Below are 16,508 nucleotides of genomic sequence, written 5' to 3'. Positions count from 1 at the left end.
AGAGGACAGGTAGCCAAATAATGGCTACCTTCCTACTCGATTTTACTAAATTGGATAGGTGACCCTTTTAGAAAACAGAGGTTTATAGAGGTCTAGTAAATAACAATAACGACATATAAGAAGTTTATTGTTTTTTATTATGTCGTGTAAACCGAATCAATATCTTTGCAAATTGGGCCGTTGATAACGAGATTGTTAGGGCGATAAGAGCCCGTTTTAGAATGACTTTTTAAAATTATGGAAGAATTTTTTTACAATACTTTTGGTGTAAGTGAGGGGGTGCTCAACTATGTAATCATTCCTATTTTAATATTTGTGGCAAGAATAGGGGATGTTTCCATTTCTACTATCCGAATCATATTTGTTATGAGTGGAAAAAGAAATATAGCTCCCTTTCTTGGCTTTTTTGAAGCCTTGATATGGCTGTTGGCCATTGGGCAAATTATAAGCAATATAGATAACGTTTTCTCCTATTTAGCCTATGCTAGCGGATTTGCGACAGGCACCTATGTGGGGATGTATTTAGAAGAACGACTAGCCTTAGGGAGGGTAGTTCTTAGGTTAATTACCAAGCAGCCTGTAGATGAGCTATTGGAATACCTTAACCAGAACAAATTGAGGTACTCCATGATAGATGCCAAAGGGAAAACTGGGAAAGTAAACGTGGTATTCCTAGTTGTAAAAAGAGATCTACTCGATAATTTATTAGAGGCTGTCAATAAATTCCATCCCAATGCATTCTATACTATTGAAGGGGTGAAAATGGTAAAAGAAGCGGATATTTCAGAGGAGGTTCCTAAGGGAATAGGCTTTAGGTGGATGCAACTGAAACGAAAGTAAGCGAGGACCACAGAGTGAACCACCTTTCAAATTAGAGAGTAATTAAAGGAGGTTGTCCTCGGGTTTCCACCAAATACTGGATGTATTAACCGCTAATTTTTCATTCTTCCTTTTCTTGTAAAGAATTGTTAGAAGTATGGTGAGGGCTATTGTGACTAGGCGAAATATGTTAGAATAGGTGTCGCCAAAGGCATTATCGCTAACCGAAAACAACTCCCAAGAAAAATTCATGAAGAGGTGTAAAAAGATGGGGACCCATATATTAACCCCCCATTCTACATATACCCATGCAAAAAGGATAGCTCCAAAAAATGTTACTAAAAATATTCCTATGAGTTCCCCAAGCTCATTACTCTGGTACAAATGGATAAGCCCAAACAACAGTGCTCCTAAAAATACGGCAGGTATAAAACCTAATTTACTGTGTCTAAATAACTGCCCAAACAAAAATCCCCTAAAATATAACTCTTCAAATAATGCTGCAGATATCAGTGAAATTAGTATGGTATTGATGGATATATCATGATTAAACTCAAATGCAAAAGCAAAGCCAATAAACATGGGAAGGGTCACTATGATAGCAAAGACCATCCCTTTCCAAAAGGATTTATTAAGGCCTAGATTTTGGATTATGCTCCATCGGGGTTGAATTAGTTGTGTGCCTATAAATATTGGAAGTCCCATGAGGCTATATGCAAGAAAATGACTTATTCCAATCTGGTGAATCTCATTGTTTAACCATGCTCTTAAATCGTGAAACCATAAACTATCGAGTAAATAATAGATCCCGAAAAATAAAAATGTAATTGTAGTTACCTGTAAGGTCCTGCTCATAATTTTTGAATTAATGTTAAGCTGGCAATTCAAAAAAAACTAAACGACTTCGCATCTAAAATCTAAATATTTTTATAAAGCTGAGATAGATAGCGCATTAAAGTGCCGTATCTTGGATGTCATCTTGGGAATCTGGTTACATAAATTTATTAACTATTATTGGAAGTCTATACCTCGCAAGTTGTTATAGGATTAAAGAATCTACTTTAAATCAACTAGTTAAGAAAATATAGGGTAATCTAAAATCTGGTTGTATAGCTGAACTACCCTGATGAAGAACATGGCTATTCAAGACCTGAAATTTTGGAGTAATACGCCCTAAAATCTTAATTACTAAATCTTTATGGCACATTGTTGTTGAGCCGATTTGTAAACAGCTTCCACTACATTAATATCACGCAACCCCTCTTCCCCTGGCACCAACATATCTGTGTTGTTTAAAATAGCAAGTGCATCATTATCCATTTGCTTTGCCTGTTGGTTTGGTATGGGATAGTTTATGAGGGTGCCGTTAGACATACTTCCGTTGTTGCCACGATAACTGGAATGAGGTTCCATTTTTAACCATCCTTTTTCGTAGACCACATGTAAATGGTTCATATTGATTCCAAAGCTGGTTTGGCATGCTGCCAAGGCCCCACTTGGAAATGTAAGTTGAAACATCATGGTTTCTTCCACTTCCTTATAAATTTCAGGTCGGGTAGTGGAAGCTTGTGCTACCACGGATATTGGCTCCTCTCCAGTGGCTAATCTAGCCGCTTGTAAGGCATATACCCCCATATCACCCATGGCACCACCACCCATTTCCTTGCTTTGTTTCCAATGATCCGCTCTCCCATCAAAATAACCCGCAGCTGCGTTAATCATTTTAATTTTTCCAAAGGGACGCTCTTTACCTACCTTCATATATGCCTGAATATTTGGATCGTGCTGGCAACGGTAGCCGATAGCCAATTTCACCTTATTATCCTTACAGGCTTTAATCATGGCCTCGCAGGCTGACACCGTGGGTGCCATTGGTTTTTCGCACCACACATGCTTCCCTGCATTGGCAGCCCTAATAGTGTATTCTGCATGCATGGAAGGGGGAAGTACCACATATACCACATCTATATCCGGATTGTTGGCAATGCTATCAAAATTAGTGTAGTTATAAATATTTTGATCTTTGATGCCGTATTTGGCTTTCCATATTGGAATTTTTTCTGGGCTTCCCGTCACAATACCCCTTAACTCACAGTGCTTGGTAAGTAGAAGGGCAGGGGCCAGGAGATCCCTGCTATAATAACCCAAACCTACCAGGGCAATGCCTAGCTTTTTGTTAGATTTTCTAGTGGCCGATAATAATATGTTTGGGGAGAATGCAGCTGTAGCGGTAATTATTCCCGTATTCTGGATAAAAATGCGTCTTTTATTTTCCATGGTTCCCTGTTTTCTCTAGGAATTTACGATAAGATTTCCAATAAATCAATTCAGGAAATCTTTGTCTAGGCTAAGGGGTCATTAATAATTAACCATAAAAAAAGGCTGCCCGATGGGACAGCCTTCCAATAATCACTTAAAGGAAATTACTTTATTATTCCTGCGCAACTTACTCTTCCTCCTGCAGCGCCGGTAGGTTGAGTCTCAAAATCATCTACACCTTCGTGTACAATTACTGCTTTTCCGATTAGGTTTTTGGTTTCATCCTCACAGCCTAAACACCATTCATCCGTAGAAAAATCCAAGGTAGCCGTTCCATCGGCATCCGCAGTGATATTTCCAATATCCCCACGGTGGTAGCCTTCGGGATCTCCCCATTTTCCGTGTTTTGCATGGGTAGGGTTCCAGTGTCCGCCAGTAGACGTACCGTCCTCGGCAGAGCAGTCTGCTTTCTCGTGAATATGGATGGCATGCTCTCCTGGAGTTAATCCTGTGATAGTAGCCTCCATTCTAACGGTTCCATTTTCTTCGGTAAAAGTTACTTCGCCTTTAACATCGCTTCCGCTTTTTGGCTCCATAGAGAATTTAAGGACCTTCACTTCCTCATTCTCTGTTACTTTTTCCATTTTGGATTCAATTTCATCCATCGCTTCCTTGCCTTCTTTTTTTGTTTCCTTGCAACTATAGCTCGCAAACAATAATAAACTCAAGGATAAGATTTGTATTTTCTTCATAGGTTTTTAGTTTTAAAATTTAAAAACATAAAGTTAAGAATAATTTTAGGGGGCATCAACCTAAAATTAAAAAATGATTTTATTACGTTTTAAGCGCGACTTCCCTTACGAAAGAAGTTTGGTGTTTATATGGACCTTATTTTCCAGGGTTCGATGAACGGGACATTTATCGGCAATCTCCAAGATTTTTGCAATCTGGGGCGCTGCCAAGGTACCCGCTAATCGTATTTCCCTTTCAAAAGTATCTATTTTGGCGTCTTTGGACTCACAGTTTTCACAATCTTCCATATGAACCTTTTTATAAGAGGTATGTACTTCCACATTTTCTAAGGGCCATTTTTTCCTTTTAGCATACATCTGAATGGTCATTGCCGTACAAGCAGATAGTCCAGCCGAAACATATTCGTACGGTGAGGGCCCAAAATTGTTCCCCCCAAAGGAAACAGGTTCATCGGCAGTAAAATAATGGTTGCCAATTTTCATTGCGGTTGTAAATCCGTCTTCCTTATTTAGACTTGCTACCACCTCATGTTTGGTATCTACAGGTTTGGTTTGGGGAATTTCCAAATAGCGTTGGGCCCAGGCTGCAATTAAATTCCCGGTATAATGACCGTCTTCCTCATTGCTCAATAGATGATCGGCTCCGTCTAAGCTTACAAAACTCTTAGGGTGATGAGCTGCTAGGTATATTTCCTCCGCATTTTTAATTCCCACGACTGAATCTTGTGGGGAATGCAATACTAGGAGTGCTGTTCTGTTGCTTTTTATACGCTCTTTTAAGGTGTGGGATTGAATATCTTTTAAAAACTGATTTTTTATGGTAAAACTACGCCCTCCAATATTTACCTCAGCATCACCAGTGTCTTTTATAGTTTCCAATTGGTCTTTAAAGATATGGGTAACATGTTTGGGATCTGAAGGAGATCCTATAGTGGCAATAGCCTTAATAGAACTTATTTCCTGGGATGCTAAAATTGCAGCAGCTCCCCCCAAGGAATGGCCAATAATCACTGATGGGGAAGCGTGATGTTCTTTTAAGTAATTGGTGGCTTCCAACAGATCGGCTACATTACCGGAGAAATTGGTATCGCCAAACTCGCCCTCACTTTCGCCTAAACCAGTAAAATCGAACCGCAGCACTCCAAAACCTTTGGAGGTTAGGGCGCGACTAATATTTCGGATAGCGGAAAAGTTTTTATTACAGGTGAAACAGTGGGCAAAAAGAACAAAATTATGGGGGTGTTGATCGGCCGGCATAGCGAGACGGCCTACCAGTGTTTCCCCATGGATGTTGGTAAAAGAAATTTTCTGAAGATTCATAGCGTTACTTTTTTTAAAATACTCCTATTAGATTGGGACTAAAGGTAACTCCTATCACTAACCTCTCATGGTTATAATTGGAGAAATGGGTCTTTAAAAAACCAGTTTCCAGACTCAGGTTGTGGGTTATATGTATCCCAAGACCTGCGTAGAGTCGGTTCTGATCAAAAATATTCCCTTGTAAATTCAGTAGTACCTCTTCGGATAAGTTCACAAAAAATACATCGGTAAGGGGAAGGGTTAGTTGCAATTGATACCTACCTCGGTGTTGCACCTCTGTGCGATCCCCAAAATCAAAAAACCGTTGTTCAAGTCCGTACCTGTGCTGAAGAAGCACTTCCCAGATCTTATTTTTCAGTATAAACTGCTCCGATATTCGATGTTCCCTAATATTAGATTCTCCTGGAATCTCCTCAAAACTATCGTCTATAACCCGATGTGTGTATCCCACAAAAACATGGGCATTGTCGGAAAATTTGTAATCTATTCCGGACCGCAGTACGCTTTGGTTAAAGTTTTTCCCCTGCTCGTAATAGCGTAGCTGTACTTCGGTAAGTAGGCTAACTTTCTCTGACAGCAGGCTGTTGCCCACATATTTATACCAGGAGCCCAACTTTTGTTCGCCGCCTTCTTGAGCACTAAGGTTTAAAGCTTGGAGCAATAGGCATAGGCCTATAATCTTCCTCATACTTAAATTCATAGTGTTTAGCATCGCCTATTTATTCCGAACATAAATTAGTTTAAATCGCCCCTTTACATTTTCCCGTTGGTCTACCTCAAATTGCTTGATAGATTTAATTAGAGGGGTCAGTTTTTGAAATCCGTAATTCCTAGAGTCGAAATTGGGTTGCTTTTTTTGTAAAAGGCTGCCCACGTCCCCTAAAAATGCCCAACCATCGTCATCAGCCACATCAGAAATGGTAGCGGCAATTAATTTGATTTCTTTGGCGGTGATCTTATCTACGTCAGATTTCTTGCTTTTTCTGCGATCTTCAGATTCAGAACTGCTCTCTTCTGCCTGATTCTTCAGAATCTCAATATAAATGAAACGGTCACAGGCCACAATGAATGGATTAGGGGTTTTTCTCTCCCCAATTCCAATTACATTCATCCCAGCCTCCCTTAATCTAGTTGCCAATCGCGTAAAGTCACTGTCGCTAGAAACAATGCAAAAACCACTTACTTTATTGCTGTAAAGGATGTCCATTGCATCGATGATCATTGCAGAGTCCGTAGCGTTCTTCCCTGTAGTATAGGCATATTGCTGAATAGGGGTAATGGCATTTTCCAACAATAGCTTTTTCCATTTTGATAGTTTGGGATTGGTCCAATCCCCATAAATTCGTTTTATAGTAGGATTGCCGTATTTGGCAATTTCCTCCATCATTTCCTTTACATACGCAGACGGAATATTGTCGCCATCGATTAATACAGCCAGATTTACATCCATATTTTGGGTGATTTTTAAGATACTTGTTAAAGTTAATAAATGATTTCTTGTTTACAGGTGATTTTTACCTTCCTGTCTAATTCAACGCTTTCATTAATTTTAAACAATAAATAGCGAAATTGTTTTGTCTAAGTGGACTTAATCAGTGATTCCTTACATTTTTGTTGACTTAACAAAAAAGTTTGGATCAACCGCTACAGTCATTACTTCCTTGTCAAAGGATTTTGTTTTCCATTCAGCGGTGGGAAAGATCCAGGTTTCTTGGGCATCCACAGTAATTTTTATTGGCATATCAAAACCATCCACTATATCCGTATACCTAAATTGAATGTCCTTAGCTGTTACCTTGTACTGCAGCTGTGGGATTTTTGTGGTTCGCAGGTACTGGTCAAAAAATTTACCTAGGTCTATACCAGTATGGGTGCTAAGATAATTTTCAATTTGCGCCGTGGTCACGGTCTGATGATAAAAATCCCTGTTTAATCCTCTTAAAATGGTCCTCCATTTTTCATCATCCTCCAACAATTGTCGCAGTGTATGTAGCATATTAGCGCCTTTATAGTACATATCCCCAGAACCGCTTTTGTTTACATTGTAAGGGCCTATGATGGGAATATCATTGGCAATACCGCTTCTTGTTCCTACCACATATTCTGCCCCTGCTTTTTTGCCAAAATGGTAGTCTAGATACAAACTCTCAGAATAAGCGGTAAAACTTTCATGGATCCACATATCTGCGATATCCTTATAGGTAATATTGTTGGCAAACCATTCGTGTCCCGACTCGTGGACCAAGATAAAATCGAACTTTAGGCCCCATCCTGTACCAGACAGGTCACGACCTAAATAGCCATTCTTAAATTCGTTTCCATAGGTGACCGAACTCTGGTGTTCCATACCTAAATACGGAGCCTGTACCAGTTTGTACCCATCTTCATAAAAAGGGTAGGGGCCAAACCAATGTTCAAAGGCCCTAAGCGTCATTGGCGCCTGTATAAATTGCTTTTTAGCTTTTTCCAAGTTCCCCGCCAATACATAATAATCCAGGTTTAAAGTGCCATTCTCCCCCTCGTAGGTCTCACCAAAATGCACATAGTCGCCAATATTAACATTTACACCATAATTGTTAATCGGATTCTTCACATACCAATGGTAAGTGGTGGTTTTCTCGTGTTCTTCTACTTGCTTCAATTGCCCGTTAGAAATATTCATCAATCCTTTGGGAACAGTAACGCTGATGGCCATGCTGTCTACCTCATCATACATATGGTCCTTATTAGGCCACCATACGCTAGCACCCAGCCCTTGACAGGAAGACCCTATAAAATGCTTCCCATTGGCGTCTTTTTTCCAAGAGAATCCACCATCCCAAGGGGCATTCTCCGCTTCCTTAGGGTGTCCAGAATAATAAACGGTTAGTTCATTCACCGCCCCCTTATGTTGCCGTTTTTTTAATTGGATAAAATGTGCATTCCCATTGGAACGAACATGTAAGCGTTTCCCATCTTGTTCTACCTTTTCTATTTTTAATGGGGCTTGTAAGTCTATTTGTAGCTCTTGGGATTCGTTTAATACCGTATAACGTACTAGATTGCTTCCCGAAATAAATTTCTCATCTGGTTTCACTTCTAATTTTAAGTGGTAAAAGTCTACATCCCACCACGCCCTTTGCGGGGTAATACTGCCGCGTAGGGTATCTTGTTCGGTAAATACTGGGTCTTGTCCAAAGACATTTAAAAAAACACTTAAAAGTAATAGGGTGAAAAGTTTGTGCATATTGTATTAGATGATTGTACTGTTAGCAGTTGTATTATTAACTCATAATGGACAAAGTAAAGTCCTTTCCCACAAATTTATTGTTTTATTTTTATACAAAAACAATATCTACAAGCTGTTTTGGCTAAAGTCTTCCACAGGGAGCTATTGGTGAATCCCTAGGATTAACCCATTTGGTGGTTAGATTTGTAGTAGGTGGAAGGAATACCTCAGGTATTTTGGAGGCCGATGTACTAGGTAATTGAACTATTGCCCAATGTAAAATCTATTCACATAGTCTTTAGACCGCGCTTGGCAAAGCTTAAACATAACAAGACTTTATCCTAGTTATTACTAACCTATATTACAAACGGTATTTAATGTCCAATTTGTTATCTAATAATCTTGTTCGGAAAAACCACCACACTTTCTAGGTCGTTTTCTCCAACGGCCGACACTCCAAAATAATAATTATCAATAACTACTCCTTCCAGTGTATAATTAGTAACATCGCCTACATATCGGCTATGGTCCCAGGTTGGGGAGGTGGTATCTCTCCAGTAAATTTTATAACCCTTAGCATTTTTCACCGGACTCCATTGTAATATGGCCGAGGGGGCCACTATCCCGCCTATTCCCACTTCTTGAGGGGCGGGAGGGGCCCAAGCCAGAGACGCAAGATTAATGGCGTTTACAGCTGTTAATTTTCTGGCATAATTAAAATTGACGTGTTCTAGGACATCTCCATAGGCAATACCATTCTCTACTCTAATATCCTGATGTTGTTGGGTGTAATTTTCATGGGCCTCCATAATCCGTATACCGGCGTAGCCTTCATCGTTAAAAGGCCTATGGTGTCCGCCGCGTCCAAAACGATCCAGTCTGTAAATCATCATCGGATTCATTTCTGGCATGTAGGTTTGCACATTTTTATGTACATAGCGTGCCAATTGCCTACTTATCCCATCTACCTCGCCTCCATAAAACCTACGTCGCCTGCGTTCCTCTTCTGTTTCTGTGGGTGGGACAGGTTCAGAAAATATCCTAAAATCTGTATTACTGATGATGCCATCTACACCCTTAATATTTCCTATCATGTCGTTGTTAAAGACACCAATGATATTCCACCCCTGCTCTTTGGCATGTTTTGCAAAGCCTTGTCCGCCTAATAAGCCTTGTTCTTCTCCAGAAAGACCTAAGTAAATAATACTACTGTGAAATTGATAGTTTGTAAGGACCCTGGCAGCCTCTAGCGCACCTGCCATTCCACTGGCATTGTCATTGGCACCTGGGGAGTCTGAAGAGAAGTTATTGGGGTCACTAACACGAGAATCTATATCCCCGCTTATAATAATATACCGGTTGGGGAAAGTAGTGCCTCTTTGGATGGCTACCACATTCACCACCCAGGTGTCGTGAACAATACGCTGATTTTCACCTTTCTTAATAAGGTTCTTTTGAAATGATACTTCAAGACACCCATTACAGTTGCTGGAGATGCTTTCAAACTCTTTTTTGATCCACCTTCTGGCAGCACCAATTCCACGAGTATCCGAAACGGTGTCGCTAAGGGTATGCCTGGTACCAAAATTGGCGAGGGTACTTATATCGTTTTCTAACCGCTCAGCAGAGACCGCATCAATGATATCGTACAAGCGTTGATCCGTCTGCGCTTTAGCAAAAGTGATCATCAATAATAAAACGGGGGTAAACAGTAATTTCATGGTTCAATTTTGAGATTTGGTTATTTAATTTTGGTTGAGAATGAAAATTATAGGGAGTCCACTAGGATACCTTCTTTTCCTTTTAGGTGCATCTAGCGATTTCCCAATCAGTTTTCTTCCGTAAACCTTTCAATTAATTCTCTTACTTTGGAAATTCCGTCCACATAAAAATTGGCTTGGGTCTTGTGGCGCCCCACCTTTACTGTAGTAGCCCAATCTGGGAGTTCTTGGAACATAAACTCATCGGTCCAGTCATCCCCTATAGCAAAAACAAAATCGTACTCCTTTTCGGAGAATACCCGCATGGCGGCACGTCCTTTGTTTACATTGCTGCTCTTTATTTCCATGACCTTGTTACCGTTTAGAACACTTAGGTCATCATTGGCAATAAGGCTGGTAAGTACGGTGTTTAGTTCTGTGGCACGTTTCAGGCCAAAATCGGGGTCTGTATTCCGGTAATGCCATGCCAAAGAGTAGTTCTTTTGTTCTATAAAACTACCTGGGGTCCTATCTACAAAAGACTCCAATACGGGAAGAATCTTATCCATCCAGTCTTTTTTAACATTTTCCAGCATTCTAAAATCCTCTCCATTTTGCGAAATCCATACGCCGTGCTCTACTATCATATTGTACTTGTTGGGTAAAAACCATTTGGAGAAAGTTTCTTTGTCTCTCCCGCTTATTAAATACATATCGGTATTTTTCATGGCTGCAAGCTTATCCAGTAGAACATACAACTCCTTGTCCGGACTTGCTTTTTGTGGGTCGTTCTGAAATCCGGCCAGGGTTCCGTCATAATCCAAAAACAATAGTTTCCTGTTAGCAGCGCGGTATTTCTCTACTATTCTATTGGTTCTATTAGTAGATAGCCTTCGCGATTTATGTTGAGATTCATTTTTCTTTTGCTCCATCAGGGAATTCATAAAGTCGTTCGCCCATTTCTCTACGTTGTATCGCTCTAACCTTTTCTGTAATACACTATTTCTTGCTTGCTGTTCTTCCGCGGGCATGGTAATCGCCTGTAGGAGAGCATCTGATATTTCTTCAAAGTTATTTGGGTTGATAAGAAGGGATTCGTTCATTTCGTTGGCAGAGCCTGCCATCTCACTCAGAATAAGCACTCCGGTCTTATCTGTTCTGGTGGCGATATATTCTTTGGCTACCAAGTTCATACCATCCCGGATGGGGGTTAACCAAGCAATATCACTGGAAGTATATAGGTCTATTAGATTGTTAAATGGCATGGAACGATAAAAATACCAGATAGGGGTCCAGCTCACAGTGGAAAATTCCCCATTGATTCGCCCTACCAGCTCGTCTATTTCCTTTTTCAGTAATTGGTATTGAGGCACGTTAGATCTAGAGGGAACAGCCAAGACAATGAGTCTAACCTTTTCTTTGTACTGAGGGTGTTTGTTTAAAAAATATTCGAAAGCCTTTAGACGTTTGGCAATGCCTTTGGAATAATCTAATCGGTCTATAGAAAGGATAAACTTGGCCTCCGGCTGATTTTGTTTGTGCCGATCTAGACGTTTTTGCAGTTCGGACTTATCTTCTTCCTTATTTTCATGATGCTTTTTAGCAGCCTCACTAAACTTTTTATAATCGATGCCCATTGGAAAGGAGTCCACTTTTATAACCCTATCGTCCAAGTGAATGTCATTAAAGCTTACTTCTAGACGCAATAGTCGTCTAACCGAACTTAAAAAATGTCGCTCGTAATCATAGGTGTGAAACCCTATTAGATCTGCTCCTAATAGGCCTTGCAGTACTTCTTTACGCCATGGTAGGGTTCTAAAAATCTCATAAGAAGGAAAGGGAATATGTAGAAAGAAACCTATAGAGATGTTGGGGCGTTGCTCTCTAACCATCTGGGGGACAAGCATCAATTGGTAGTCATGTACCCATATAATATCATCATCCCCGGCTTTATCCAGAATGGCATCGGCAAATTTTTGGTTCACGGACTTATAAATATTCCAGCTATCCAGTTCAAACTCGGAATATTCTAGAAAATAATGATAGAGTGGCCAAATGGTACGATTACTAAACCCATAATAAAATCCGTCTACTTCCTCCTCAGTTAAGCTTACCTTGGAAGATCCGTGCTTCGCTAGGGCTTCATCTATTGCTGGAGACAGACCATCTGGGATTTCCTCATCCGTTAAGCCACTCCACCCAATCCAAAGACTATCTCCCCCAGCATGTACAGATTTCATTCCAGTAGCCAATCCTCCAACACTGGGGGTGGCTGTGATTTGCCGATCATCAATTTTTAATTGAACGGGTAACCTGTTTGAGATTATGATAGTTTTAGACATAAAATGAGTTTTTAGGTTAATTTGCTATTAATTTTTCCTAAATTTCGACAAAATCATGGGTATTTCCTATTTTTTGAACCTTTAGAACTAGTTTTTTATGGTATTGAACAATTTGGATTATGGTATAATAGGTAATTGTAGAAGCGCAGCATTGATTTCCAAGCACGGATCATTGGATTGGTGTTGCTTGCCTGAGTTTGATTCGCCCTCTATTTTCGCCAAGCTTTTGGACGAGAAAAAGGGAGGGAGTTTCGAGATTCTGGTAGATGACAATTACTCTATTAATCAAGAATATATTCCAGACACTGCAATTTTGGTGACCCGATATTCGGACGGAGTGAATATTTTTGAGGTGCTCGATTTTATGCCTCGGTACCACCGATTGGAAGGTGGATACTACGCGCCTCCCGAAATCATTAGGTATATCCGTTATGTCTATGGAAATCCAGTATTTAGGGTGCATTATAATCCAAAATTGGAATATGCTCAAGGCGAGACCACGTCCTTTATAAAAAAGAACTTTATAGCAAGTCTTACCAAAGATGTGAAGTTCGATACGGTTTTTCTTTATACGTCTTTCGATAAGCAAGTGGTGATGGATGGGGGGGAGATACGCCTGGAAGAAGATGGGTACTTTCTTTTGGGATACAATGAAAAAATACTGACCCCTAACCTAGAAAAAGTATACCTAGAATTGGAACGTACCAAGGTATATTGGCTTAATTGGTCGTTTACTACGCCTACCTACAAAAAATACAGAGAACAGATAAAGCGAAGTGCCCTTACCCTTAAAATGCTTTGCTATGATAAATCTGGCGCCGTATTGGCGGCCGCTACCACTTCCTTGCCCGAAACTATAGGGGAGGTAAGAAATTGGGATTACCGTTTTTGCTGGATTCGAGATGCTTCCATGGTGATTAAGGTGGTGTCTAAATTGGGCCACATGAATATTGCCAAGAGATACCTGCAATTTATAATCGATTTAATGCCAGATAAGGACGAGAAGCTGCAAATTATGTATGGCATTAATAAGGAGAAGAAACTCACGGAGCAAACCTTAGATCATTTAAGCGGTTATATGGGGTCTACCCCGGTAAGGGTGGGGAATGCCGCCTATAAGCAGCGACAAAACGATATATATGGCATCTTGATGGATGTTATTTATACGCAGTTGATGGAGTTTAGAACAGATATTGAAAATGGAGAGGAGCTTTGGAGCATCACCAAAGGTATTGTATGGATCGTTGGCAAACACTGGCAGGAGCCAGACAAGGGGATTTGGGAATTTAGGGCAGAAGACCAACATTTTACCTTTTCCAAGGTTTTATGCTGGACGGCTGTAGATAGGGCTATTAAAGTGGCCGAATTCTTTGGGAAGGAAAATAAGCTTGAAAAATGGCGCGCCCTGGAAAAGGAAATTAGGGAGGATATCTATGAGAAGGCCTGGAATGAGGAGAAAAAAGCCTTTACACAGTCTTATGGCTCGCCCCATATGGATGCCTCAGTGTTATTAATGGAGTCTTACGGATTTATAGATGCCAAAGATCCTAAATATGTTAGTACGGTGCATGCCATAGAAAAGGATTTATGTCATGATGGATTGCTATTTCGTTATAAGAACGAAGACGATTTTGGAATCCCATCGTCCTCGTTCACCATTTGTACTTTTTGGTTTATAAATAGCCTGTTCAAAATTGGAGAGGAAGAAAAAGCGATGGCACATTTTGACCAGTTATTAAGCTATAGTAATCATTTAGGTCTGTTTAGTGAAGATATTGATTTTGAGACTAAAAGATTGTTAGGAAACTTTCCGCAGGCCTATTCTCATTTAGCCTTAATAGAATGTGCGATGAACTTTTCTAAAAAGCATAGTGAAGAGGATCTCATGGAGTCTATGGAGCATAAAAACACTTAAATGCTGTCCTTTTTGGTTACATTTCACCGAAAATCACCTTAAATAAATTGGGGGCAACACCTATCCTTAAATGCTGAATCGTTAATTTTACACCAATATAACCAAAATAAATATCGGTGTTATGAATATTAAATTAATGGCAGTTAGCGCCTTATTGCTGGGTGCATTTGTATCCTGCAATGAAAAAAAAGAGGTAGACAAACCCGTTTTGGAAACAGAACAGGCTTTCGATTATTCGGTGGATCAGTTTGCCGATATTAAAATATTAAGGTATCAGATTCCTGGTTTTGACGAATTAAGCCTTAAGGAAAAAAAATTGGTCTATTACCTTACGCAGGCCGGATTATCGGGTAGGGATATCATATGGGATCAGAATTACCGACATAATCTTGCCATCAGAAATGCCTTGGAATCTATTTACACCAACTATACAGGGGATAAAAACACGGCAGATTGGATGGCTTTTGAGGTTTATCTTAAGCGATTGTGGTTTTCTAACGGAATACATCATCACTATTCCAACGATAAGATTAAACCCGAATTCTCTTCTGAGTATTTAAAATTCCTTCTGGCAGAAACCGATACAGAGCTGCAAGGGGAAGCCTTTGACGTAATTTTCAATGATAAGGATAACAAAAAGGTGAACAAGAAGAAAGGAGTGGATATAGTTGCTTCCTCAGCGGTTAATTTTTACGATCCGTCTATCACCGATGCGGAGGTAGAAGCCTTTTATAAAAAAGCCTATAAAGGACCAAAGGGCCAACCAGTAGAGACTGGATTGAATTCTAAATTAGTTAAGGAAAACGGACAATTGGTTGAAAAGGTCTGGAAGTCTGGCGGACTCTATGGAGAGGCGATCGACGAAATTATTAAATGGTTAGAAAAAGCCCAGGAAGTAGCAGAGAACGAAAAGCAGGCAAAGACCCTGGGACTTCTCATTGAGTATTATAAAACCGGAAGTTTGGACACCTGGGATCAGTACTGTATAGAGTGGGCTACTACCACCTCTGGGAATATAGATTGGATTAATGGTTTTATAGAGGTGTATAACGATCCAAAAGGATATAAAGGTTCCTATGAGTCCATTGTGCAGATCAAAGACTTTGAAATGTCTAGACAAATGTCTGTTTTATCCGAAAATGCGCAGTGGTTTGAGGATAATGCCCCCTTGTTGCAAGAGCATAAAAAGAAGGAAGTAGTAGGTGTTTCCTATAAAACTGTAAATGTTGCTGGCGAAGCAGGGGATGCATCCCCTAGTACACCAATAGGGGTAAACCTTCCCAACAACAACTGGATTAGGCAGCAACACGGCAGTAAATCGGTTTCCTTAGGCAATATCATTAATGCCTATAACCATGCTGGTGGTACTGGCAGGTTAAAAGAATTTGCCAATGACGAGGAGGAAGTGGCTTTGGAAAAACAATACGGGGAAATAGCAGATAAGCTGCATACAGCACTACACGAGGTTATAGGTCATGCATCGGGACAGATTAATCCGGGAATTGGTCAGCCAAAAGAGACCCTTAAAAATTACGCTTCTACCATTGAAGAGGGGAGAGCAGACCTAATTGGACTCTACTATTTGATGGATCCTAAATTGCAGGAGCTTGGTTTGGTAGACGATTGGGAGAAAGTGGGGAAAGCAGCCTATGACGGTTATATCCGAAATGGCTTAATGACTCAGTTGATCAGAATTAATCTTGGGGACGACATAGAGGAGGATCATATGGTGAACCGGCAGTGGGTTTCTGCTTGGGCTTACGAGAAAGGAAAAGCCGATAATGTAATTGAAAAGATTACTAGAGATGGGAAGACCTATTTCAATATTAACGACTATCAGAAATTAAGGGAATTGTTTGGTCAGTTATTGCAGGAAACGCAACGAATGAAATCTGAAGGCGATTTTAAAGCTGCCCAAGATTTGGTAGAAGGATACGGGGTAAAAGTAGACCAAGCGATCCATGCAGAAGTGTTGGAAAGGAATTCACAATTTTCATCTGCTCCTTATAGTGGATTTGTAAATCCAGTGTTGGTAGCGGAGGTAGATGATGCTGGCGAAATTACCGATGTTAAGGTAACACAGCCCGATAACTTTGAATCTCAGATGTTGGAATATGCAGATAAGTTTCACTTTTTAAAGGCGCAAGTTCTTGAAGCTGTTAATTAGGTAGGCGCTCATAGTTAACTTTTACT

Annotated in this window: 12 protein-coding genes; 3 read left to right on the top strand and 9 right to left on the bottom strand. The window is 40.2% G+C overall.

Annotation, left to right across the window (positions count from 1 at the left end; genetic code table 11):
* Positions 1 to 237: 237 nt before the first annotated feature.
* The gene (locus BV214_RS15210) at positions 238 to 840 is read left to right on the top strand and encodes a DUF2179 domain-containing protein (protein ID WP_086478364.1); all 603 of its coding nucleotides are present in this window, start codon (positions 238 to 240) and stop codon (positions 838 to 840) included.
* A gap of 42 nt (positions 841 to 882) precedes the next feature.
* On the opposite strand, the gene BV214_RS15205 is transcribed toward BV214_RS15210, so the two are convergent.
* From BV214_RS15205 to BV214_RS15165, 9 genes are all read right to left on the bottom strand, one after another.
* On the bottom strand, positions 883 to 1,674 hold the full coding sequence (locus BV214_RS15205) for a CPBP family intramembrane glutamic endopeptidase (protein ID WP_086478363.1): 792 nt from the start codon (positions 1,672 to 1,674) through the stop codon (positions 883 to 885).
* A gap of 333 nt (positions 1,675 to 2,007) precedes the next feature.
* Positions 2,008 to 3,096, bottom strand: a complete 1,089-nt coding sequence (locus BV214_RS15200) for a Gfo/Idh/MocA family protein (protein WP_086478362.1) — start codon at positions 3,094 to 3,096, stop codon at positions 2,008 to 2,010.
* Positions 3,097 to 3,242: 146 nt separating this feature from the next.
* The gene (locus tag BV214_RS15195; protein WP_086478361.1) at positions 3,243 to 3,830 is read right to left on the bottom strand and encodes a superoxide dismutase family protein; all 588 of its coding nucleotides are present in this window, start codon (positions 3,828 to 3,830) and stop codon (positions 3,243 to 3,245) included.
* Positions 3,831 to 3,935: 105 nt separating this feature from the next.
* Positions 3,936 to 5,150, bottom strand: a complete 1,215-nt coding sequence (locus BV214_RS15190; protein ID WP_086478360.1) for a bifunctional alpha/beta hydrolase/OsmC family protein — start codon at positions 5,148 to 5,150, stop codon at positions 3,936 to 3,938.
* A 13-nt stretch (positions 5,151 to 5,163) separates the two neighbouring features.
* Positions 5,164 to 5,838 (bottom strand): DUF2490 domain-containing protein, encoded by a 675-nt coding sequence (locus tag BV214_RS15185; RefSeq protein WP_086478359.1) that lies wholly within the window; start codon positions 5,836 to 5,838, stop codon positions 5,164 to 5,166.
* A 27-nt stretch (positions 5,839 to 5,865) separates the two neighbouring features.
* Positions 5,866 to 6,600 (bottom strand): NYN domain-containing protein, encoded by a 735-nt coding sequence (locus BV214_RS15180; protein ID WP_086478358.1) that lies wholly within the window; start codon positions 6,598 to 6,600, stop codon positions 5,866 to 5,868.
* Between the two features lie 153 nt (positions 6,601 to 6,753).
* The gene (locus BV214_RS15175; RefSeq protein ID WP_086478357.1) at positions 6,754 to 8,376 is read right to left on the bottom strand and encodes a M1 family metallopeptidase; all 1,623 of its coding nucleotides are present in this window, start codon (positions 8,374 to 8,376) and stop codon (positions 6,754 to 6,756) included.
* A gap of 371 nt (positions 8,377 to 8,747) precedes the next feature.
* Positions 8,748 to 10,079 (bottom strand): M28 family metallopeptidase, encoded by a 1,332-nt coding sequence (locus BV214_RS15170; RefSeq protein ID WP_086478356.1) that lies wholly within the window; start codon positions 10,077 to 10,079, stop codon positions 8,748 to 8,750.
* A 107-nt stretch (positions 10,080 to 10,186) separates the two neighbouring features.
* Entirely contained in the window at positions 10,187 to 12,400 is a 2,214-nt protein-coding gene (locus tag BV214_RS15165) for a bifunctional alpha,alpha-trehalose-phosphate synthase (UDP-forming)/trehalose-phosphatase (protein ID WP_086478355.1), read from the bottom strand.
* 103 nt (positions 12,401 to 12,503) lie between these two features.
* Here BV214_RS15165 and BV214_RS15160 point away from each other — a divergent pair, with 103 nt between their 5' ends.
* Both BV214_RS15160 and BV214_RS15155 read left to right on the top strand, forming a co-directional pair.
* Positions 12,504 to 14,315 carry a glycoside hydrolase family 15 protein gene (locus BV214_RS15160; protein WP_086478368.1) on the top strand — a complete coding sequence of 604 codons (1,812 nt, stop codon included), beginning with the start codon at positions 12,504 to 12,506 and terminating at the stop codon, positions 14,313 to 14,315.
* Positions 14,316 to 14,436: 121 nt separating this feature from the next.
* Positions 14,437 to 16,482 (top strand): dipeptidyl-peptidase 3 family protein, encoded by a 2,046-nt coding sequence (locus BV214_RS15155; RefSeq protein WP_086478354.1) that lies wholly within the window; start codon positions 14,437 to 14,439, stop codon positions 16,480 to 16,482.
* The last annotated feature ends 26 nt before the right edge of the window (positions 16,483 to 16,508 follow it).

The organism is Arenibacter amylolyticus, from assembly GCF_002150785.1.
Taxonomy (GTDB): Bacteria; Bacteroidota; Bacteroidia; order Flavobacteriales; family Flavobacteriaceae; genus Arenibacter; species Arenibacter amylolyticus.
This window is presented reverse-complemented; position numbering and strand designations above follow the sequence as displayed.